This window comes from Streptomyces sp. NPDC003379 (assembly GCF_053589195.1).
The window spans coordinates 83,195-102,823 of sequence record NZ_JBSFRK010000017.1; the positions used below are offsets into that span (position 1 = coordinate 83,195).

At 71.1% G+C, this 19,629-nt stretch carries 20 protein-coding genes; 8 read left to right on the forward strand and 12 right to left on the reverse strand.

The genetic code is table 11. From position 1 onward, the window contains the following. The first annotated feature begins 283 nt into the window (after window positions 1-283). Window positions 284-964 (forward strand): linear amide C-N hydrolase, encoded by a 681-nt coding sequence (locus ACWDVB_RS18860; RefSeq protein WP_451513765.1) that lies wholly within the window; start codon window positions 284-286, stop codon window positions 962-964. Here the strand turns inward: ACWDVB_RS18860 and ACWDVB_RS18865 are convergent. The 3 genes from ACWDVB_RS18865 to ACWDVB_RS18875 form a co-directional block, all read right to left on the reverse strand. Continuing rightward, complete coding sequence (locus tag ACWDVB_RS18865; RefSeq protein ID WP_451513835.1) at window positions 877-1,425, reverse strand: Uma2 family endonuclease; 549 nt, start codon at window positions 1,423-1,425, stop codon at window positions 877-879. The genes ACWDVB_RS18860 and ACWDVB_RS18865 overlap by 88 nt on opposite strands. Before the next feature lie 817 nt (window positions 1,426-2,242). Then, the gene (locus ACWDVB_RS18870) at window positions 2,243-3,118 is read right to left on the reverse strand and encodes an undecaprenyl-diphosphate phosphatase (protein ID WP_451513764.1); all 876 of its coding nucleotides are present in this window, start codon (window positions 3,116-3,118) and stop codon (window positions 2,243-2,245) included. Between the two features lie 321 nt (window positions 3,119-3,439). Continuing rightward, complete coding sequence (locus tag ACWDVB_RS18875) at window positions 3,440-3,901, reverse strand: winged helix-turn-helix transcriptional regulator (protein ID WP_451513763.1); 462 nt, start codon at window positions 3,899-3,901, stop codon at window positions 3,440-3,442. A gap of 118 nt (window positions 3,902-4,019) precedes the next feature. Between ACWDVB_RS18875 and ACWDVB_RS18880 the strand changes: the two genes are divergently transcribed. After that, entirely contained in the window at window positions 4,020-5,189 is a 1,170-nt protein-coding gene (locus ACWDVB_RS18880; protein WP_451513762.1) for a thiolase family protein, read from the forward strand. Between the two features lie 38 nt (window positions 5,190-5,227). Here the strand turns inward: ACWDVB_RS18880 and ACWDVB_RS18885 are convergent, their stop codons facing one another. Then, complete coding sequence (locus ACWDVB_RS18885) at window positions 5,228-5,938, reverse strand: TVP38/TMEM64 family protein (protein WP_451513761.1); 711 nt, start codon at window positions 5,936-5,938, stop codon at window positions 5,228-5,230. Between the two features lie 49 nt (window positions 5,939-5,987). Between ACWDVB_RS18885 and ACWDVB_RS18890 the strand changes: the two genes are divergently transcribed. Both ACWDVB_RS18890 and tuf read left to right on the forward strand, forming a co-directional pair. After that, window positions 5,988-6,695 carry a DNA alkylation repair protein gene (locus ACWDVB_RS18890; protein WP_451513760.1) on the forward strand — a complete coding sequence of 236 codons (708 nt, stop codon included), beginning with the start codon at window positions 5,988-5,990 and terminating at the stop codon, window positions 6,693-6,695. 268 nt (window positions 6,696-6,963) lie between these two features. Beyond that, window positions 6,964-8,133 (forward strand): elongation factor Tu, encoded by a 1,170-nt coding sequence (gene tuf, locus ACWDVB_RS18895; protein ID WP_451513759.1) that lies wholly within the window; start codon window positions 6,964-6,966, stop codon window positions 8,131-8,133. 121 nt (window positions 8,134-8,254) lie between these two features. Here the strand turns inward: tuf and ACWDVB_RS18900 are convergent, their stop codons facing one another. Further along, entirely contained in the window at window positions 8,255-9,283 is a 1,029-nt protein-coding gene (locus ACWDVB_RS18900) for a hypothetical protein (protein WP_451513758.1), read from the reverse strand. Between the two features lie 234 nt (window positions 9,284-9,517). Then, a complete protein-coding gene (locus tag ACWDVB_RS18905) occupies window positions 9,518-10,045 on the reverse strand; it encodes a hypothetical protein (RefSeq protein ID WP_451513757.1) in 528 nt (175 codons plus the stop codon). A 69-nt stretch (window positions 10,046-10,114) separates the two neighbouring features. Between ACWDVB_RS18905 and ACWDVB_RS18910 the strand changes: the two genes are divergently transcribed. Beyond that, a complete protein-coding gene (locus ACWDVB_RS18910; protein WP_451513756.1) occupies window positions 10,115-10,906 on the forward strand; it encodes a spermidine synthase in 792 nt (263 codons plus the stop codon). A gap of 191 nt (window positions 10,907-11,097) precedes the next feature. Here the strand turns inward: ACWDVB_RS18910 and ACWDVB_RS18915 are convergent, their stop codons facing one another. From ACWDVB_RS18915 to ACWDVB_RS18930, 4 genes are all read right to left on the reverse strand, one after another. Further along, window positions 11,098-12,411 (reverse strand): MFS transporter, encoded by a 1,314-nt coding sequence (locus ACWDVB_RS18915; RefSeq protein WP_451513755.1) that lies wholly within the window; start codon window positions 12,409-12,411, stop codon window positions 11,098-11,100. A 72-nt stretch (window positions 12,412-12,483) separates the two neighbouring features. Further along, on the reverse strand, window positions 12,484-13,602 hold the full coding sequence (locus ACWDVB_RS18920) for a hypothetical protein (protein WP_451513754.1): 1,119 nt from the start codon (window positions 13,600-13,602) through the stop codon (window positions 12,484-12,486). An 85-nt stretch (window positions 13,603-13,687) separates the two neighbouring features. Beyond that, the gene (locus ACWDVB_RS18925) at window positions 13,688-14,746 is read right to left on the reverse strand and encodes a hypothetical protein (RefSeq protein ID WP_451513753.1); all 1,059 of its coding nucleotides are present in this window, start codon (window positions 14,744-14,746) and stop codon (window positions 13,688-13,690) included. A gap of 31 nt (window positions 14,747-14,777) precedes the next feature. Continuing rightward, on the reverse strand, window positions 14,778-15,752 hold the full coding sequence (locus tag ACWDVB_RS18930) for a hypothetical protein (RefSeq protein WP_451513752.1): 975 nt from the start codon (window positions 15,750-15,752) through the stop codon (window positions 14,778-14,780). 96 nt (window positions 15,753-15,848) lie between these two features. Between ACWDVB_RS18930 and ACWDVB_RS18935 the strand changes: the two genes are divergently transcribed. Continuing rightward, a complete protein-coding gene (locus ACWDVB_RS18935; protein ID WP_451513834.1) occupies window positions 15,849-16,292 on the forward strand; it encodes a DUF4442 domain-containing protein in 444 nt (147 codons plus the stop codon). A gap of 268 nt (window positions 16,293-16,560) precedes the next feature. Further along, on the forward strand, window positions 16,561-17,238 hold the full coding sequence (locus ACWDVB_RS18940; protein ID WP_451513751.1) for a DedA family protein: 678 nt from the start codon (window positions 16,561-16,563) through the stop codon (window positions 17,236-17,238). Between the two features lies 1 nt (window position 17,239). Here the strand turns inward: ACWDVB_RS18940 and ACWDVB_RS18945 are convergent, their stop codons facing one another. Then, a complete protein-coding gene (locus ACWDVB_RS18945) occupies window positions 17,240-17,773 on the reverse strand; it encodes a gamma carbonic anhydrase family protein (RefSeq protein ID WP_451513750.1) in 534 nt (177 codons plus the stop codon). 142 nt (window positions 17,774-17,915) lie between these two features. Here ACWDVB_RS18945 and ACWDVB_RS18950 point away from each other — a divergent pair, with 142 nt between their 5' ends. Further along, window positions 17,916-18,653 (forward strand): acyltransferase, encoded by a 738-nt coding sequence (locus ACWDVB_RS18950; protein WP_451513749.1) that lies wholly within the window; start codon window positions 17,916-17,918, stop codon window positions 18,651-18,653. A 46-nt stretch (window positions 18,654-18,699) separates the two neighbouring features. On the opposite strand, the gene ACWDVB_RS18955 is transcribed toward ACWDVB_RS18950, so the two are convergent. Next, window positions 18,700-19,563, reverse strand: coding sequence for an EamA family transporter (locus ACWDVB_RS18955; RefSeq protein WP_451513748.1), 864 nt, complete (start codon window positions 19,561-19,563; stop codon window positions 18,700-18,702). Between the last annotated feature and the right edge of the window lie 66 nt (window positions 19,564-19,629).

The window sequence follows — 19,629 nt, forward strand, 5'->3', positions numbered from 1 at the left end:
CGGTGCGCTGCGCCTCAGCATCGACCTGCGTGCCCAGCCCCAGGACGGACCGCCCGCCTCGGGGCTCACGGAAGACGGCGACAGCAGGATGACCGGGAACCGGCGATAAGCCCATGGTGGAAGTACTTCGCCAAGAACACTCCACACGAAACCCGATCCGCAAGGCCAGTCCTGTGCGGTGCACCGGAATTGGCCGACGAGGTCCGCAGCGGCGGGCCCAGCATGCCCCGCGGACTCCGGGCCGAGGTCCGTACTGGTGAGCTCGCGTATCCCACTGCCGCCCATGCCCACTACACAAGGGTGCCTAGGTTCCCCGAGGCCGTTCAACGCCCGGAAACATACGGACCGGAGCCGACATGGCCGGAGAAGCGGCCGACGGCCGGAACGTCACCGGCGCGCTCGGGGCCCCACCAACCTGTGGGTGCTACCCGCCCGTTACGGCAGGGTGGTGGCCATCGCGTACGACTCCGCCACCACGGACGGGATCAACGAGGCGGGTCTTGGCGCGCATCTGCTGTGGCTGGCCGAATCGGACTATGGGGAGCGCGACCCGCGCCTGTCGGCCGTGAGCGCCGCAATGTGGACGCAGTACCTCCTGGACCGCTTCCCCACCGTCGCCGAGGCGGTCGACGCACTGGAGGCCGAACTTTTCCAGAGGCGCCCACAGGGGGACGCCCACGCGGACACGTGGAGCACGGTACACCTGGCGCTTGACCACGCCACGGAGACTCGGCGGTCGTCGAGTGCCGGCAACCTGCTCGCGACGTCACCGGCCGGTACGAGCCCCGTGAACCGTTCACCTTCGCCCTCGCGGGGGCGTGAGGCGGCTTACGCTTCCAGCTCGCGAAGCCGTGGCCTGGCGTCTGGGAGGGGCGGTCAGGGCACGAGGCTGTCGAGGTCGATGTCGAGGGGGACGGGGACGGAGACCTTCAACCGGTTGCGGTGGATGCCGGTGGCCACGTAGGTGCTGGTCATGGTGTCGAGTTCGTAGGTGTGGACGGTGGGGGCGCCGATCTCGTCCTCGACGCGCCAGAAGTGGGGGATCCTGGCCTGTGCGTACTTGAAGGGCTTCAGGGACCGGTCGCGGTCCGCAGACTCCTCCGAGACGACCTCGATGACCAGGGCGACGTCCTCGGGCGCGTACCAGGTCCGGTCGGGGTCGTAGGAGGCGGTGGTGAGCAGGATGTCGGGCTCGGGGCGGCTCTTCTTGTCGAGCCGGACGGTCATCTCACGCTCGGCGTCGAACCCGTCGGGGGCGGCCTGGCGCAGGGCGAAGGTCAGGTTCTCCACCAGCCGGGCGTGCCAGGACCGCTGCGGCGACATCATGAAGATCAAGGCTCCGTCGATGAGTTCGGTGTGCCGCGGCGCCTGGGCGAGGCGGTCGAGGTCATCGGCTTCCCAGCCGCTGATCCTGGGCGGGATCATCCAGTCGGGGAGTTCGGCGGTCACGGCTTCCTCCAGGCGCCTCGAAGAGGTCAGGGGCCCTCATCCCGGATCGCGGACGCGGGCCCAACGCTGGTGTCAGCCTAGTCGAGCGACCGGACCTCTCACTCGGCCCGTGTGGGTCTGACGCGCCGGACGCCGGTGATCATCTCGGCGTGGATCCGGACGACGTGGTCCATGGACGAGCTGCTTCGGAGGCGTGGTGCACGTCAGCTTGAGCGCCGGGTCGAGGTCGGCCGACATCAGGCTTGCGATGTCGTCGAGGTCGCAGTGGAAGCCCCCCGTCCTTGTCCTCACGGGTCAGGGGGCCCCGCAACTGGTGCCCTGGCGTACGGCGGTGCCGCGGCTAATTCCCGGGTCCCGCCGAGCCGTGCGGAGCATCAACTGGTGCTGGACGCGGCCTGCCACGTGCGGGCCGCCCGCGCCCACGACCGGCTCGCTCGGGACCTGGTCGACAGCTCGGAGTTCACCCGGACCGCCCTGGACGCGGACGCCTGGCCCTACAGCCGGCGGACCTCACCGACGATGCCTGGGACACGGTGGATGAGCGGCTGCATTTCCTCGTGGAGAGGGTTGCGGCCTGGGCCGGACATGAACCCCAGCTGACCCGCGCCACCCTCTGCACGGAAGGGCCCGCACTTCTGTACGGGCCCTTATGCGTCATCCCCTACTTTGCGGACGCACACGTCCTAGTGGGGCGTATCCGCCTCCCCAGTGGGAGATGAGTGGGGTGATCATGGCGTGGTGCTGCAATTAGGCGCTAGTAAATGCTCGACAGCGCTACCTGTGCGGCCCTGGTTCAGCCGCCGGATTCCCCTGCATGCGGACTCAGTACACCCATGCTGACCAGCACAATCAGCACCAGTCCAAGCAGGAGCCGGTAGTAGACGAACGGCATGAAGCTCTTGGTCGTGATGAACTTCATGAACCACGCGATGACCGCGTAGCCGACCACGAACGCGACGAGCGTCGCGAAGATCGTGGGGCCCCAGGAGACATGGCCGCCCTCGCCCGCGTCCTTCAGTTCGAAGACGCCGGAGGCGAGGACGGCGGGGATGGCCAGGAGGAAGGAGTAGCGGGCCGCGGCCTCGCGGGTGTAGCCCATGAGGAGGCCGCCGCTGATCGTGGCGCCGGAGCGGGAGACGCCCGGGATCAGGGCCATCGCCTGGCAGAAGCCGAAGATCAGGCCGTCCTTGACGCCGAGTTCCTTGAGGCCCTTGCGGTGGCGTACGGCGCGGTGCTTGCCGCCCGTCTCGTCGCGGGCCGCGAGGCGGTCGGCGATGCCGAGGACGATGCCCATGACGATCAGCGTGGTGGCGATCAGGCGCAGGTCGCGGAAGGGGCCCTCGATCTGGTCCTTGAACGTGACCCCGAGGACGCCGATCGGTATGGAGCCGACGATGACCAGCCAGCCCATCTGGGCGTCGTGGTCCGACCGCGGCACCTTCCCGAAGAGCGAGCCGGACCACGCCGACAGGATCCGCGCGATGTCCTTGCGGAAGTAGATCAGCACGGCGGCCTCGGTGCCGATCTGTGTGATCGCCGTGAACGCGGCGCCGGGGTCGTGCCAGCCCGCGAACGCCGCCGTCAGGCGCAGATGCGCGCTGGAGGAGATCGGGAGGAACTCGGTCAGTCCCTGGACGAGCCCGAGGATGAAGGATTCAAGCCAAGACATGAAAACTGCGCCGTCCAAGTACTGATCATCAGGCCGCGGGTGGGTGCGGTGATAGCGGTCAACGAGAGGCGGGGCTGCGGCGGAACGCCGGGGCGCGAGGGGTGATCACGCCCCTCGTCGGGGGCAGCGTAACCGCCTTGGGTGAACGGACCGCCCTGAGGGCCGCCTGAGGGCCGCCTGAGGGCCGATTGGGGGCGGCTGCTCGGGGGCGCTTGGGGGCGCGGCTTGAGGTCCGACCGGGGGGTGCCCGAAGTCCGCCGCGCGGCCCGTCTGAGGGCTGCGCTGCCTGAGATCCCCGCGCTGCCCGCGACCGGGCGCCGTTCAGGCCGCCGTCGGCCCCGCCGTCGACCACCCCGGCGTCTGCGGGTGCGCGGTCAGGTCTTCGTGGCGGACCGCGTCGCCGCAGGCGGAACACGTCACGACCGGGACCAGTTCGTGGCCGCAGGAGTGCTCCAGGACCATCGGGCGGCCGTCGTCGCCGCGCAGGTGGTGGTCGCCCCACGCCATCAGGGTCATCAGGACCGGCTCCAGTTCGAGGCCCGCCCGCGTGGGCCGGTACCGGAAGCGCTGCGGGCGCTCGCTGTAGGCGACCTTCTCCAGGATGCCCGCCTCCACGAGTCGGCGAAGGCGCGTCGCGAGGATGTCGCGGGGTGCCCCGATGTTGCGTACGAGCTGGTCGAAGCGTTCGTTGCCGAGGCACACCTCGCGCAGCACGAGCAGGGAGTACTTCTCGCCGACAAGGGCGAGGGCGTCGGCGATGGAGCAGGGGCGCGAATCCTTCATGGGGGGCAGTCTAGGGGTCGGCGAGGGGAGGGTTTGAATTTCCAACTTACGGAGTTATGGTGAGTCCAGATTTCCTACTCACTGGTAGCTCCATCGGTAGCCGAAAGAGGCCCGCACCATGCGTGACGCCGTCATCGTCGAAGCCGTACGCACCCCGGTCGGCAAGGGCAAGCCCAACGGCGCCCTCGCCGGCGTCCACCCCGTCGAACTCCTCGCCCACACCCTGCGCACCCTCGTCGAGCGCAGCGGAATCGACCCCGCCACGGTCGACGACGTGATCGGCGGCACCGTCGACCAGGTCGCCGAGCAGGCCATGAACACCACCCGCTACGCCGTCCTGTCCGCGGGCTTCCCCGAGTCCGTGCCCGCGACCACCGTCGACCGGCAGTGCGGCTCCTCCCAGCAGGCCGTGCACTTCGCGGCGCAGGGCGTCATGTCCGGGGCGTACGACATGGTCGTGGCCTGCGGCGTGGAGTCGATGAGCCGCGTACCGATGTGGTCGAACGTGCCCGCCGGGGCCGACCCGTTCGGGCCCGGCATCGCCGAGCGCTACCCGGAGGGCCTGGTCCCGCAGGGCATCAGCGCCGAGCTGATCGCCGCCAAGTGGTCCATCGGGCGCGAGCGGATGGACACCTTCGCCACGACCTCGCACCAGCGGGCCGCGCGCGCCTGGGACGCGGGCCTCTTCGACGCCGAGACCGCGCCGATCGCGGGCCTGACGCGCGACGAGTCGGTGCGCCCCGCCACCACGCCCGAGGTCCTCGCGGGCCTCAAGCCCGCCTACTACGACCCGGGCTTCGGCGAGCGCTTCCCGCAGATCGACTGGTCCGTGACGGCGGGCAACTCCAGCCCCATCAACGACGGCGCGTCCGCCGTCCTCATCACCACCAGCGAGCACGCCGCCCGGCTCGGTCTGCGCCCGCTGGTTCGGCTGCACAGCTTCGCCGTCACCGGCTCCGACCCGCTCCTCATGCTCACCGGCGTCCTGCCCGCCACGGAGAAGGTGCTGCGCAAGGCGTCGCTGACCCTCGACGACATCGACCTGTTCGAGGTCAACGAGGCCTTCGCCACCGTCGTCCTGGCCTGGCTGCAGGAGACCGGCGCCGACCACGAGAAGGTCAACGTGCACGGCGGCGCCATCGCGCTCGGCCACCCGCTCGGCGCCAGCGGCACCCGCCTGATGACCACGCTCGTCCACGCGATGCGCGCCCGCGGCGCCCGGTACGCCCTGCAGACGATGTGCGAGGCGGGCGGACTCGCCAACGCGACGATCCTCGAAGCGCTCTGAGAATCCGGGGACGGCGGGGAGCCCAGCGCGCAAACGGCTCAGCGGCCGCGGAAGTGGTCGCGCTTGAACCAGGCGACCGCCGCCCCGCCCAGACCCGTCACCGCGATGAAGCCCATCGCGATCAGGAAGGCGGGCGACGTCGGCGTCGAGGCGCGGGCGCCCGCGACGACGTACGCCGCCGTGTTCGGGATCGACCCGAGGCCCGTGGCGAGCAGGAACGGCAGCCAGCCCATGCGGGAGACCGCCGCGCAGTAGTTGGCCGCGGCGAACGGCACACCGGGGAAGAGCCGCACGGCCAGCATCGACCGGAAGCCGTGCCGGCTGAGCTGGCCGTCCGCGGCCTTCAGCCAGCGGCCCCGCAGCAGCGGCCGCAGCGCGTCCTGGCCCAGCATCCGGCCGAGCCCGAAGGCGATCCCGGCGCCGAACACCGTGCCGGCGATCGCCCCGACGAGACCCGCCTGCGAGCCGAAGAGCGCGCCCGCCGCCAGATTGAGCAGCGGCCGCGGCACGAACGCGGCGGTGCAGACCCCGTACGCCACCGCGAACAGGGCCACCGCCGTGGCGCCACCCAACTGCGCGGGCCAACCGTCCGAGAGGAGCCGCTGCGGCTCGAACAGCAGCACGCACGTGCCCGCGGCGGCGAGCAGGACCACGAGCAGCGACAGCCGTGACCACGGCGAGAGCAGCGCCCTGGTGCAGCGCACGGCGAAGCCCTGGGGCCGGGGTCGGGCGGTTGCGGTCTCGAACATCCGGGAAGACTAACCGGCTGATGTGTCTGATCGCCGTATGGTGCGTCTCATGAGCGTCACAGTCCCGAGAAGTGACCTGGCGGACACCGTGCTCGCCCGGCTCCTCCCGAGCTGCACGGCGGCGGCCGACCCCCGGCGCGCCGCTCAGATGCGCGCGTACATGAAGGACATCGCCCCCTTCCTCGGACTGACCTCTCCGGTGCGCCGCGAGCTGTCCCGTGCCGTCCTCGCCGGGACGCCGCGCCCGGACGAGGCGGACTGCGCGGCGATCGCGCTGCGCTGCTGGGGGCTGCCCGAGCGGGAGTACGCCTACTTCGCCGTGGACTACCTGCGCCGCCATGTGCGGCGCTGCTCGTCCGGCTTCCTGCCCGTCGTACGCCACCTCGTGACGACACGTCCCTGGTGGGACACCGTCGACCTGCTCGCCGCGCACGTCGTCGGCGGCCTGGTCGCCGCCGACCCGCGCCTGCGCACCGTCATGGACGAGTGGATCGAGGACGAGGACCTGTGGGTGGCCCGCACGGCCCTCCTGCACCAGCTGCGCTTCAAGTCGGCGACGGACGCCGAGCGCCTCTTCGCCTACTGCGTACGACAGTCAGGGCACCCCGACTTCTTCGTCCGCAAGGCGATCGGCTGGTGCCTTCGCGAGTACGCCAGGACCGACCCGGAGGCGGTACGCGCCTTCGTCGGACGCGAGCGGGACCGGCTCGCGCCGCTCTCGGTGCGCGAAGCGCTGAAGAACCTCCGAGTGCTCTGAAAATCATTCGACGTGGGCGTCCCCTTCGGTGAGGATCAGACCCATGTTCCGGTACGCCTTCCTCGCAGCCACGCCCGCAGTCGCGGGCGCTGCGAAGGCTGCCGTCGTCGCACCCGACGCCTTTGACGGCGCCCGAAGCTGACCCTCCCCGGAGACTCCGGCGGACCCCGCAAGGGGAGGGTCGGTTCGGCCCCCGGGGTCCCCGTCCCGACCGTGCGCACACCGCCGGTCCGGGGCAGCAGCTTCGAGTTCCGGAGAAGGAACCACCATGCCCAAGACGGCTTACGTCCGCACGAAACCGCACCTGAACATCGGCACCATGGGCCACGTCGACCACGGCAAGACGACCCTGACCGCCGCCATCACCAAGGTCCTCAGCGAGCGCGGCACCGGCACGTTCGTGCCGTTCGACCGCATCGACCGGGCGCCGGAGGAGGCGCAGCGCGGCATCACCATCAACATCGCGCACGTCGAGTACGAGACGGACACCCGGCACTACGCGCACGTGGACATGCCGGGCCACGCCGACTACGTCAAGAACATGGTCACCGGCGCCGCCCAGCTCGACGGGGCGATCCTCGTCGTCTCGGCGCTCGACGGGGTCATGCCGCAGACCGCCGAGCACGTGCTGCTCGCCCGCCAGGTCGGTGTCGACCACATCGTCGTCGCCCTCAACAAGGCGGACGCGGGTGACGAGGAGCTCACCGACCTCGTCGAGCTGGAGGTCCGCGACCTGCTGTCCGCGCACGGATACGGAGGCGACTCCGTGCCCGTCGTACGGGTGTCCGGGCTCAAGGCGCTGGAGGGCGACCCGCGGTGGACCGCCGCGGTCGAGGCGCTGCTGGACGCCGTGGACACGTACGTACCGATGCCCGAGCGCTATCTCGACGCGCCGTTCCTGCTGCCCGTCGAGAACGTGCTCACCATCACCGGGCGCGGCACCGTCGTCACCGGCGCCGTCGAGCGCGGCACCGTCCGTCTCGGCGACCGCGTGGAGGTCCTCGGCGCGGACACGGAGACGGTGGTCACCGGCCTGGAGACCTTCGGCAAGCCCATGGCGGAGGCGCAGGCGGGCGACAACGTCGCGCTGCTGCTGCGCGGCCTGCCACGCGACGCGGTGCGCCGGGGCCATGTGGTCGCGGCGCCCGGCAGCGTCGGTCCGCGGCGGCGCTTCACCGCGCAGGTGTACGTCCTGTCGGCGCGCGAGGGCGGCCGTACGACGCCGATCGCCACGGGGTACCGGCCGCAGTTCTACATCCGCACCGCGGACGTGGTCGGCGACGTGGACCTCGGGGAGGCGGCCGTGGCCCGACCCGGCGACACGGTCACGATGACGGTCGAACTGGGCCGCGACGTGCCGCTGGAGACAGGCCTCGGCTTCGCGATCCGCGAGGGCGGCCGCACCGTCGGAGCGGGCACCGTGACGGAGGTCGGCTGACGGGCCGCGCCCCGTCGCGCCTGTCGGGGCGAGCCCGTTGTGGACTCGCCCCGACGTGTGACCCCGGCGTGTGACCTCGGTGTGTGACCTCGGCGTGTGAGCCGGAAGTCCAGTGCTGCTGTCAGGCGCGTTCTTGGAAGGCGTGCCACAGGGCGCCTTCGCCGCCCCGGTAGAAGACGAAGATCCGGCCGTCGCGGCTGAGCGCGGGTACGGGGTTGTTGTTCACCCCCGAGGTGATGTCCGCGAACGGTACGTACTCCAGACTGCCGCGTTCCTTCTGGGCGGCGGTCAGCAGCTGATCGCCGCTGCCGCGGGCGAAGACGTGCTGGCGGCCGTCGGCGGCCAGGATGGAGCGGGGGATTCCGGTGAGGTTGCCCTTGAGGCTGTAGGTCGTTTTGGAGAAGCTGCTGTAGCCGGTGACGTGGCCGAACCACCACGACTCGTTGTTCGAGCCCCAGTAGTGCACGTCCAGGTGCCCGTTGCAGTCGGGCAGGACGTGCAGCCCGCCCTTCACGCCGGTGGTGATCTGGGCGTAGCCCTCCCACTCGGTGGCGTCGGCGGCTTTCTGGGTGTTGGTGTACGCCTCGTCGCCCTGGCCGATGTGCACGACGGAGACCCGGCCGTCCGCGGCGAGCCCGGCTGCGAGACGCTCGCCCTTGGCCGTGCCGCCGAGGTTGACCGGAGTGTTCCAGTCCGCGGAGTCCAGGGCCTTCTGCCGGGTCTCCCAGATCGCGCGTTCGCCGCCGATGTAGAAGATCGAGATCCGCCCGTTGGCGTTGCGTACCGGCGTCGGGTTGCTGTTCACTCCGCCGGTGATCGCGGTCGGGGTGCCGAAGCCTCCGTTGATCTCGTTCTGCCGGACGCGCATGAGCTGGTTGTCCCGGCTGCGCCAGAACACGTAGATCAGCCCGTCCCGGCCGCGCAGCGCGGCGGGCGTGCCGACGATCCGGGCGTTGGGCACCAGTTCCTTGTCCTTGGTCCAGTTCAGGTCGTGGTTCTGCCAACTCGCGTACAGAGTGTTGCCGCCGCCCTGGTAGATCACCAGAAGCCGGCCGTCGGCGTTGGGCGCCACCGCCACATCTTCCGTGAACGAGCCACCGAGGTTGATCGGGGTTCCCCAGCGCATTCCCGTGGTCGTCGGAGGTGCCATTGTGTGCCCCCTCTGTTGGAGGGTGCCCACAGTGACACGCTGCGGCTGACGGTCCACATGCCGAAGCGCGCCGATCGGGGGTTGGCCAGAACCTCCTCACCGGCCGTGGGGCACTCGCGCCCCAGGGCGCAGGTCGACCGATGCCGGTGATGACTTCTGCCCACATCCGCACCTACAACGATCACTTCTCAACCCTGTTCCGCCACATCCCGCCAGCTCCACGTGGTTCATCCGCTACCGGCTCGTCCGAAACCCAGCGGCTCTGGCACCGGGCGGCAAGGCGAGCCCCCTTCCCGACTCACCCGAGAGCGTCGAACCTCCGGGACGGGCGGGCACAATGGGCGCGTGGACGAGCGTGAGTTCGAGGGCGTGGACGGGGACGTGGGCGAGGGCGGGGCGGAATCTGCGGCCCCGGCATCGGCTGCGGCTGGTGGTGTGGGTGGTGGGGCTGAGGTGCGGGGCGGGGATGGGGAGGAGGCGGCGCGGGTCGACTCCCGTGGCGCAGAGGTGGCAAGGGCTGCGGCTGGCGGTGGGAGTGGTGCGGAGGGCCTCGGTGGCGCGGCGGGGGCAGGGGCGGCGGCTGGTGGTGCGGGTGGCGGGGCTGAGGCGCGGGGCGGGGATGGGGAGGAGGCGGCGCGGGTCGATCCCGGTGCCGTGGCTGGGGCTGGGGCTGGGGCTGCGGTCGGGGGTGGGAGTGGTGCGGAGGATCTCGGTGGCGCGGAGGTGGCAGGGGCTGCGGTCGGGGGTGGGAGTGGTGCGCAAGACCTCCGTGGCGCGGAGGGCGACGCCGTGCCGGTGGTTCGGGAGGTTGAGTACGGCACCGCCAAGTTGATGCCTGACATCGACCGGGCGCGGGCCTGGCTGCTCACCGTTGACGGGGCGCCCCAGTCGTACGTGGACCTGGACGCGCCCACCCACCTGGAGTTCGAGTACGCGCGGCGGCTCGCCCACGTCCTGGACACCGCGGCCGAGCCGGGCCGCCCGCTCGACGTCGTCCACCTCGGCGGGGGCGCCCTCACGCTGCCCCGCTATGTCGCCGCCACCCGCCCCGGCTCCCGGCAGGACGTCGTCGAGGCCGACCGCGGGCTGCTCCGACTCGTCGCCGAACGGCTGCCGTTGGCCGAAGGCTCAGGGATCACCGTGCACGGCGCGGACGCCAGGCAGTGGCTCGACGAGGCGCCCGACGACAGCGCCGATCTCCTCGTCGCCGATGTCTTCGGCGGCTCCCGGGTGCCGGCGCACCTCACCACGGTCGCCTACGCGAGGACCGCCGACCGCGTGCTGCGCCCCGGCGGCCACTACGCGGCGAACCTCGCCGACGGTGCGCCCTTCGCCTTCCTCCGCTCCCAACTCGCCACGTTCGCCGAGGCCTTCGAGGAGCTCGCGCTGATCGCCGAGCCGTCCGTACTGCGCGGCCGCCGCTTCGGGAACGCGGTACTCATCGCCGCGCACGCCCCCATCGACATCGCGGCGCTCGCCCGACGCGCGGCGTCCGACGCCTTCCCCGCCCGCGTCGAACACGGCGAGCCGCTGCGGCGCCTCATCGGGGATGCGCAGGCGGTACGTGACTTGGTCGCGGTGCCTTCGCCCGAGCCGCCGGGTGGGGCTTTCAGTATCGGGTGAGTCGGGGGTGTCGGCTGGGCTGGGCGTGGGGTGACCGAGTGCGGTGAGTTGCTGCGGTGTTTCGCCGGGGATGCGCAGGCGGTACGCGACGAGGACGCGGTGCCTTCGCCCGAGCCGCCGGGTGGGGCTTTCAGTATCGGGTGAGTCGGGGGTGTCGGCTGGGCTGGGCGTGGGGGCGGTACGTGGTGTCCTTACCCGAGTCGCCCGGTGGGGGTTTCCGCGTCGGATGAGGTCACCGGGTCGGCCATGCGGGGCGCGGGTACGGCCGTCGCTTTCTTTGTGCGCCGTGTCAGGTTGCGTACGTCCGGGACGAACAGGACGGCCGCCGTCACGAGGACCACGAGCACCGCGCACCCCCACAGCGACGGGGCGCGCCCGAACGCGGACTCCGCGGGGCCGGCGAGGGCCGTCGCCAGCGGCACCATCGCGATCGAGCCGAACCAGTCGTACGCGGCGACGCGCGACAGCTTCTCCTCCGGGATCTCCTGGTGCATCGCGGTCATCCAGGAGACGCCGAACACCTCGATCGCCACCCCGCTGACGAACATCACCGCGGCGAGCCCGGCCACCGGCAGCGGCACGGCGAGCGCCGCCGACGGGGCGGCCAGCGGGAAGACGCACAGGGTGCCCGCGAGCAGCAGTCGCCGCGGTTTCCACCGCGTCATCAGGAACGCGCCGCCGACCGTGCCCGCGCCGAACGCGCCGAGCGCCAGGCCCCACGGCCCCGCGCCGCCCAGCTCGTCGCGGGCGACCAGCGGCCCGAACACCGACTCGGCGGCGCCGACCACCGCCACCACGACCGAGAACTGCGCCACGATCGACCAGAGCCAGGGGCGCCCGGTGAACTCCCGCCAGCCGTCCCGAAGGTCGGACAGCAGCCCGCCGCCGGGCGCACGCTCGGGGATGTGGCTGACGTCGAGGAACGAACGCAGGGCCCCGGCGACCGCGAACGCCGCCGCGTCCACGGCGAGCACCCAGCCGGGGCCGATCGCCGCGACCATCAGGCCGCCGAGCGCGGCGCCGCCGAGGCCCGCGCCCTGCATCGCCATCCGGTACATCGCGAACGCCCGGCTGACCTGCTCGCCGCTGACCGACGACATCAGCATGCCCTCGGCCGCGGGGCCGAAGAAGGCCTGGCCGACGCCGCCGAGACCGGTGAGCAGCATCATCTGCCACAGCTGCGGTTCGCCCGCGATGACGAGCACGGCGAACGCCGCCTGCGACACGCAGTTGAGGGCGTTGGCGGCGACCATCACATGGTGCCGCGGCAGCCGGTCGGCGACCGCCCCGCCTATGAGCAGGAACAATACGAGCGGCAGCGTCCGCGCGGCCGCCACGAGCCCGACGTCCCCGCCGTCGCCCCCGGCGTCGAGAACCGCGAACGCCGCCGCGATCAACGCCCCGTGGCTTCCGAGGTTCGTCACGATCGCGGCGGCGGTCAGCAGCGTGTAGTTGCGCCCCGCCCAGGAGGGGCGGCGGCGCGGCGCGGGGGCGGGAGTCGTCACCCCGGGACTATCCCCGGCGACGGGCCGACTTGCCAAACCGTTTCTCTCTGTGGCTCGGCATGTCCCCGCGGCTCAGGACTCCTCGGACCCCGCCGCGCTCCACCGCACGGTGTCGAGGATCTTCTTCACCATGGCGTCGGAGACCTCGTCCTTGACGCCCTTGGCGCCGTAGAGGGTCCAGGCCACGTACTCACCGGCCTCGTTCTTGAAGGCGAACGTGGTGGCCTTGCCCTCCGAGTCGCACTTGGCGGAGGTGGCGGCGCCGGACGTCGTCGACGTGGTGATGCTGCCCTTGACGCCCGACTTGGTGGTGTACTCCTCCGCCTTGCCGATCTTGATCTTCTTCTTGTCGGCCTTGGTCTGCTCGGTGTAGCCGCCGAAGACCCACCAGGCCGAGTCGTTGCGCGCGACGTCCTTGGTGTTCTTGGCGCCGTTCTGGCCCTTGGTGCCGACCGCGGCGAGCGAGGTGTCGTCGGGCTCGCCGTCCTTGTCGTCGTCGGACGTGCACCACTTCTCTTTGAGGATCGCGGGCGCGGACATGCCGATGATCGACTTCGTGCCCTCGTCCTTGCGGTCGTCGAAGCCGATGAACGTGTCCGGGGTCTCGACCTTCCAGTCGGCCGGGACGTCGAAGGCGGTGCCCCACTTGGGGTTCACCACGACCTGCCAGCCGGGGACCGTCGGCTTGTCCTCGCCGCCCTCACCGCGCTCGTTCCCGCCGTCGGTGGCCGTCGGGCTCGGCTTCTTGGTCACGGACTTCGAGGGCTTCGCCGGGCCCGCCTTGTCGTCCTTCTCGTCCTTGTCGCCGCCGAGGACGAGGAAGCCGGTGACGCCGGCCGCCACCACCACGGCCAGCGAGGCGACGATGGCGGTCATCTTCGTCTTGTTGCCGCCGCCACCGCCCTGGCCGCCACCGCCCTGGCCACCGGTGCTCTGCTGAGGCAGGCCGGGCGGCGGCGTCGGAGCGGACCACTGCGGCTGCTCGGGCTGCGAGAACGCGCCCGAGTGCGGCTGCTGCGGCTGCTGGTAGCCACCCGCCGGCGGCTGCTGCGGGTAACCACCCGCGGGCTGCTGCTGGTATCCCGGCTGCTGATAGGGGTTCGGCGCCTGGTACCCCGGCTGCTGGTACGGGTTCGGATTCTGGTCCTGCGGGTTCTGCTCGCCCCCGGGCGGCTGCTGTTCTGGCCACATGGCCAGTAACCATAGAGGTGCCGGGGGTCCGGGTGCCACGGGCCCCCGCTCCGCGAGGACTCCGCGAGGACTCCGTCAGTACTCGTCAGGACTCCGTCGGGTCGCCGTGGGTGCGCACCGTGCTGAGGATCTTCATGACCGTCGCCTCCGGGATCTCGTCTTTGACGCCCTTGGCGCCGTAGAGGCTCCACGCGACGTACGCGCCCTCGGAGTTCTGGAAGCCGAAGGTGATGGCCTTGCCGTCCGTCGCGCACTTGCCCTTCTGCGGCGTGTTCGTCGACTCGGCGCGGGCGATGCTGCCCTTGATGCCGGACTTGGTGGTGTACGGCTGGGCCTTCTCGTCGGAGGTGAAGCTCTTCTTGTCCGGCTGGGTGTAACCGGCGTAGACCCACCAGGCGACCTGGTTGACCGCGACCTGGTCGGTGCTCTTCGCGCCGTTGGCGCCCTTGGTGCCGACGGCGGCGAGCTCGTGGTCCTCGGTCCTGCCGTCCTTGTCGTCGTCGGTCGTGCACCACTTCGACTTGAGGTACGCGGGTGCCGACATGGTCATGAGCGGCTTGCCGGTCTTGTTGTCCTCGAAGGCGATCGCGGAGCCGGGGTTCTGCACCTCCCACTCGGGCGGTACGTCGAAGGCCGTGCCCCACCTGGGGTTCACCACGACGTGCCAGCCCTTGATGGTCGGCTTCGGACCGTCGTCCGTGCCGCGCTCGCTGTCGTCGCCGCCGTCCGCCGTGGGGCTCGGCTTCTTGGAGACGGCCTGCGAGGGGGAGTCGGCCTTGTCCGCCTTGTCGCCCTTCTCGTCCTTGTCGCCGCCGAGCAGCAGGAATCCGGTGACGCCGGCGGCCACGACCACGGCGGCCGCCGTCACGATGGAGACGACCTTGATCCTGTTACCGCCTCCGCCTCCGCCTCTGTCCCCGCCTCCGCCGCCTGCTGGTGCCTGCGGCACCCCCGGCCCGGCCGGTACCGTCGGCGCGCTCCACTGACCCTGCGGTCCGGCAGCCGGCTGCTGATAGGGGTTCGGCGCCTGATATCCCGGCTGCTGATAGGGATTGGGCTGCTGGTACCCCGGCTGCTGGTACGGGTTCGGGTTCTGGTCCTGCTGGTTCTGCTCGCCCCCGGGCGGCTGCTGTCCTGGCCACATGGCCGGAAACGATACGGGGGCCTCGGTTCGCTCAGTCCTCGGGTATCTCGTACTCGCGCACGGTGGAGAGGATCTTCCGCACGGTCGCGTCCGGAAGCTCCCCCGTCACGCCCTTCGCCCCGTGGAAGGACCAGGAGGCGAACTCGCCGTCGGAGTCCTTGAAGGCGAACACCGTGGCCTTGCCGTCGGAGTCGCACTTGCCCTGCTTCTCGGCGCCGGACGAAGTGGCGCTCACCAGGCTGCCGCTGAGGCCCGACTTCGTGGTGTACGGCTCCACGGCGCCGGTCGTGACCTTCTTCTTGTCGGGCTGCGTGTAGGCGCCGTAGACCCACATCGTCGCGTCGTTCCGCGCGATCTGCTCGGTGCTCTTGGCGCCCTTGTTGCCGCGGGTGCCGGCCGCGGCGAGCGGCGTGTGGTCCTTGGTGCCGTCCCTGTCGTCGTCGCTCGCGCACCACTTCTCCTTGAAGTAGGCGGGAGCGGCGTACGCGACGAGGAACTGGGCCGCTTCGTCCTCGGCGTCCTTGTCCTCCACGACTCCGCCGGCCCAGTCCCGCGAATCCAGGGACCACTCGGCCGGTACGTCGAACGCGATGCCGCGGCGCGGGTTCACGACGACCTTCCAGCCGGGCACGGTCGGCTCGGGCCGGCCGCCTTCGGCGCGGGGATTGTCGGCGGAGCCGGACGTACTCGGCGAGGCACCGGCCTTCGTCGGCTCGGGCTTCGGCTTCGCGGTGTCGTCCTTGTCGCCGCCGAGGAGCAGGAATCCGGTGACGCCCGCGGCGACGACCACGGCGGCTGCCGTGGAAAGGGCGATCACCTTGGTCCGCTTGCCGCTGTTGCTGTTGCCGTTGCCGTCTTGCCGGGGCCCGCCGGGCATGGTCGGGGCGTTCCAGGGGGCTTGCTGCTGATAGGGGTTGGGCTGCTGGTACCCCGGCTGCTGGTACGGGTTCTGGCCCTGACCCTGCTGGTTCTGATCGCCCTCGGGCGGCTGCTGTCCATGCCACATGGGCGTTCACGATAGGCGACGGTGATCCACCGGCAGGAGGGCCCTGGCCAACCGGAACTACTCATGGGTAACATCGCGGCCATGAGCGCAGACCAGATGTCGATCGGCGAGATGCTCGCCGCCACGGTGCCGATGGCCAGGACGCTGAACCTGGAGTTCCGTGAGACCACGCCGGACAAGGCCGTGGTGGCCCTGCCCGACCAGAGCGACTACCACAACCACGTCGGCGGCCCGCACGCCGGCGCCATGTTCACGCTGGGCGAGTCCGCGAGCGGGGCCATCGTCCTCGCCGCGTTCGGCGCGCAGCTCTCCCGCGCCGTGCCGCTCGCTGTCAGCGCGGAGATCTCGTACAAGAAGCTGGCCATGGGCCCTGTCACGGCCACGGCCACCCTGGGCCGCCCGGCCGCCGAAGTGATCGCCGAACTCGACGCCGGGAAGCGCCCCGAGTTCCCCGTCACCATCGAGATCCAGCGCACGGACGGCGCGGTGACCGGCGAGATGACGGTCCTGTGGACCCTGAGGCCGAACGACCCCAGCTGACGGGCAGGTCGTGCACATGTCCCCGACGTGGTGCGTCTCGGTGAAGGGAGTGGCCGTGGACGACCGCGGCCGCGTCCTTCTCCTGAAGAACGAGCTCGAGGAGTGGGAGGCAGGACTACAGGCGGTCCATCGATGCCTGGCTCGCGCGGTGAGCGGGGGCGGTGCTGTTCCGTCCCCATGGTCTCGGACCGGTAGGCTGCGCGGCGTGCGCGGCCGTGGGGTGCGTGTGCCGGGGGGCAAGTACTGGGACTAGCGGGAGGAACCGGCGTTGCACGTCCAGGAGTGGCTGGAGCAGGTGCCAGCCGTCAGCATCTACGCGCTGGTGGGAATCGTCATCGGCCTGGAGAGCCTGGGCATTCCGCTGCCCGGAGAGATCGTCCTGGTCTCCGCGGCCCTTCTCTCCTCCCAGCACGGGGACCTCAACCCGGTGATCCTGGGCGTGTGCGCCACCGCTGGCGCCATCATCGGTGACTCCATCGGGTACGCCATCGGGCGCAAGGGCGGTCGGCCGCTGCTCGCACGGCTGGAGCGGAAGTTCCCCAAGCACTTCAGCGCGGCCAACGTCGCGAGCGCCGAGCGGTCCTTCCAGAAGTGGGGCATGTGGGCCGTCTTCTTCGGCCGCTTCGTCGCCCTGCTCCGCATCTTCGCGGGGCCGCTCGCGGGCGTCCTGCGCATGCCGTACTGGAAGTTCCTCATCGCCAACGTCCTGGGCGGCATCGTCTGGGCGGGCGGCACCACCGCGGTCATCTACTACATCGGCGTGGTCGCCGAGGACTGGCTGAAGCGGTTCTCCTACCTGGGGCTCGCCATCGCCGTGCTGATCGGCGTCGGCTCCATGCTGTTCGTCAAGCGCCGGGCGAAGAAGGCCGCGGCCGAGGTGGAGGCCGAGGCCCAGGCCGCGGGCGTCACGGTGGACGAGCGGCAGCCCGTCCCCGTCGCCGACTGAGTCACCCGGTGGCGTGCGCGTCGCGGTGGGCCTTGGCCAGCTCGACGTACATCGTGCCGTTGTAGGAGATGCCCTCGCGCTCCTCGTCCGTGAGCGGCCTGCGCACCTTGGCGGGCACGCCCGCGACGAGCGAGCCCGGGGGCACCCGCATGCCCTGCGGCACGAGAGCCTGCGCGGCGACCAGTGAACCGGCGCCGATCACCGCGCCGTTGAGGACGGTGGCGCCCATCCCGATCAGACAGTCGTCCTCGACGGTGCAGCCGTGCAGGACGGCGTTGTGCCCCACCGAGACACGCTCGCCGATGGTGATGGGGAAGCCCAGGTCGACGTGGAGGCTGCAGTTGTCCTGGATGTTGCTGTCGGCGCCCACGACGATGGGCCCGCAGTCGGCGCGCAGCACCGCGCCGTACCAGGCGCTCGCCCCGGCGTGCAGCGTCACCTCGCCCAGCACGACCGACGTCGGCGCGGTGAAGGCGTCCTGATCGATCTTCGGGTCCTTGCCGCCGATGCCGGTGATGAGTGCCTCGTGGCTCATCGACTCGCTCCCTTTTCCGTACGTCTTCGTCTCGTCGCGCCTGACGGCACCGTACGGGACGGGGCGGTTGACACGGCCGTGTGGGGTGAAGATCACAGGCCGTGGGCCTGCGGGGCCTCATGGCACTGAGTAACGTGAGCGCGTGCCGAAGAACAGGAACACGTTCTCATCCCTTGCCGCCGCGCCGCGCCGCCTCGCGCAGCGCGCGGTCCACTCGGGCTGGGCGTGGGTGCAGCGGACGGGCGCGGTGACCGCCGCGCACCCGGGACGGCTGCGGTTCGGCGCGATCGGCGAGGGCACGAAGCTGGCCTTTCCGCAGGGCACGGTCTTCGGTGAGCCGTGGATCAGGATCGGCGACCACTGCATCGTGGGCGAGCACGTCACGCTCACCGCCGGGATGATGCCCGACCTCGACCTCGGCCCCGATCCGATACTCCGTATCGGCAACGGCGTCGTGCTCGGCCGCGGCAGCCACGTCATCGCGGACACCACGGTCACGATCGGCGACGACTGCTACTTCGGCCCCTATGTCTACGTGACGTCCACCAACCACTCGTACGACGATCCGCACACGCCCATCGGCAAGCAGTGGCCGCGCATGGACCCGGTGGACATCGGCCCGGGCTGCTGGATCGGGACGGGCGCGGTGATCCTGCCGGGGGCCCGGATCGGCCGCAATGTCGTGGTCGCCGCGGGCGCGGTCGTGCGGGGGGAGGTTCCCGACCACGCGGTGGTGGCGGGGGCGCCGGCCCGTGTCGTACGTACATGGGATGCCGACCGGGGGTGGCAGCCTCCTCTGCGTACGCCTGCGCCCGTGCCTATTCCTGACGGGGTCACGCCGGAACAGTTGATCGCCCTGGGGGAGTTGGGGGAGGGTTAGCCGGGCCGTGGCTGGGCGCGCAGTCCCCCGCCCCCTACGGGGCTGTTCAGCTGGCCAGGAGGACCGTGCCCACCAGGGCCAGGCCCGCTCCCGCCGCCTGTATCCCCCGCAGTCGCTCCTTGAGTACGATGCCCGCGGCGAGCGCGGTGATCACCGGGTAGACGGAGGAGAGTACGGCGGCGACGGTGACCGGGCCGTTCTGGGCCGCGATGGAGTACGTGCCGTTGGCCGCGACGTCCGCCAGGCCGACAAAGGCGAGGGCGGGGAGCGACGCCCGGATGACGCCCATGCCGGAGCCCTCGGGCAGCACCGTGCCGCCGCGCTTCACGGAGACGTACAGCGCCGTGCCGCCCGCCACCACGTTCGTCACGCGCTGCACGAAGAGGGCCAGGAACAGTCCGGTGAGGCTGCTCGAAGCCTCGGCGATCAGGGCCATGACGCCGCCGAAGCCGAAGGCCGCGAGCAGCGTGAGCAGGACCGCCTGCCGCTGCACGGGGGCGCCGCGCAGCTCGGGGCCGCCCGCGAGCAGGATGCCCGCCACGGCCACGGTGATGCCCGCGAACTGCGCGAGCCCCGGTCGTTCGCCGAGCAGGAGCCCGACGCCGACCGGCACGGCGACGCCGAGCGAGCCGAGCGGCGAGACGACGCCCATCGGTCCGAGGGCGAGAGCCTTGTAGAACGCGAGCATGGCGACGGGGCCGACCAGACCCGCTCCGACCGCGAACCACAGCTGAGGCCCCCACTCCGTCCATCCACCGGTCGCGACCACGACGACGCCGAGCACGACCACGGCGATCGTCTGCGAGGCGACGACCACCGTGAGGGCGGGGACGCGGCGGGTCAGCAGTCCGCCGCCGAAGTCGGCGAGGCCCCAGAGGAGGCTGGTGGCCAGGGCGAACAGTACGGTCATGGAGAAAGCCTCGCAGTACAGTGTGTTGAACCATCGGGAACTATCAGGTGCACCACACCGTAGTTC

Bases quoted from the DNA above. Each gene is read 5' to 3' on its own strand.
- ACWDVB_RS18900 (WP_451513758.1), bottom strand. From the start codon at position 9,283: ATGGCACCTCCGACGACCACGGGAATGCGCTGGGGAACCCCGATCAAC.
- ACWDVB_RS18880 (WP_451513762.1), top strand. From the start codon at position 4,020: ATGCGTGACGCCGTCATCGTCGAAGCCGTACGCACCCCGGTCGGCAAG.
- ACWDVB_RS18945 (WP_451513750.1), bottom strand. From the start codon at position 17,773: ATGAGCCACGAGGCACTCATCACCGGCATCGGCGGCAAGGACCCGAAG.
- ACWDVB_RS18955 (WP_451513748.1), bottom strand. From the start codon at position 19,563: ATGACCGTACTGTTCGCCCTGGCCACCAGCCTCCTCTGGGGCCTCGCC.
- ACWDVB_RS18930 (WP_451513752.1), bottom strand. From the start codon at position 15,752: ATGTGGCATGGACAGCAGCCGCCCGAGGGCGATCAGAACCAGCAGGGT.
- ACWDVB_RS18925 (WP_451513753.1), bottom strand. From the start codon at position 14,746: ATGTGGCCAGGACAGCAGCCGCCCGGGGGCGAGCAGAACCAGCAGGAC.
- ACWDVB_RS18870 (WP_451513764.1), bottom strand. From the start codon at position 3,118: ATGTCTTGGCTTGAATCCTTCATCCTCGGGCTCGTCCAGGGACTGACC.
- ACWDVB_RS18920 (WP_451513754.1), bottom strand. From the start codon at position 13,602: ATGTGGCCAGAACAGCAGCCGCCCGGGGGCGAGCAGAACCCGCAGGAC.
- ACWDVB_RS18860 (WP_451513765.1), top strand. From the start codon at position 284: ATGCCCACTACACAAGGGTGCCTAGGTTCCCCGAGGCCGTTCAACGCC.
- ACWDVB_RS18875 (WP_451513763.1), bottom strand. From the start codon at position 3,901: ATGAAGGATTCGCGCCCCTGCTCCATCGCCGACGCCCTCGCCCTTGTC.
- tuf (WP_451513759.1), top strand. From the start codon at position 6,964: ATGCCCAAGACGGCTTACGTCCGCACGAAACCGCACCTGAACATCGGC.
- ACWDVB_RS18890 (WP_451513760.1), top strand. From the start codon at position 5,988: ATGAGCGTCACAGTCCCGAGAAGTGACCTGGCGGACACCGTGCTCGCC.
- ACWDVB_RS18885 (WP_451513761.1), bottom strand. From the start codon at position 5,938: ATGTTCGAGACCGCAACCGCCCGACCCCGGCCCCAGGGCTTCGCCGTG.
- ACWDVB_RS18910 (WP_451513756.1), top strand. From the start codon at position 10,115: ATGCCTGACATCGACCGGGCGCGGGCCTGGCTGCTCACCGTTGACGGG.
- ACWDVB_RS18865 (WP_451513835.1), bottom strand. From the start codon at position 1,425: ATGATCCCGCCCAGGATCAGCGGCTGGGAAGCCGATGACCTCGACCGC.
- ACWDVB_RS18935 (WP_451513834.1), top strand. From the start codon at position 15,849: ATGTCGATCGGCGAGATGCTCGCCGCCACGGTGCCGATGGCCAGGACG.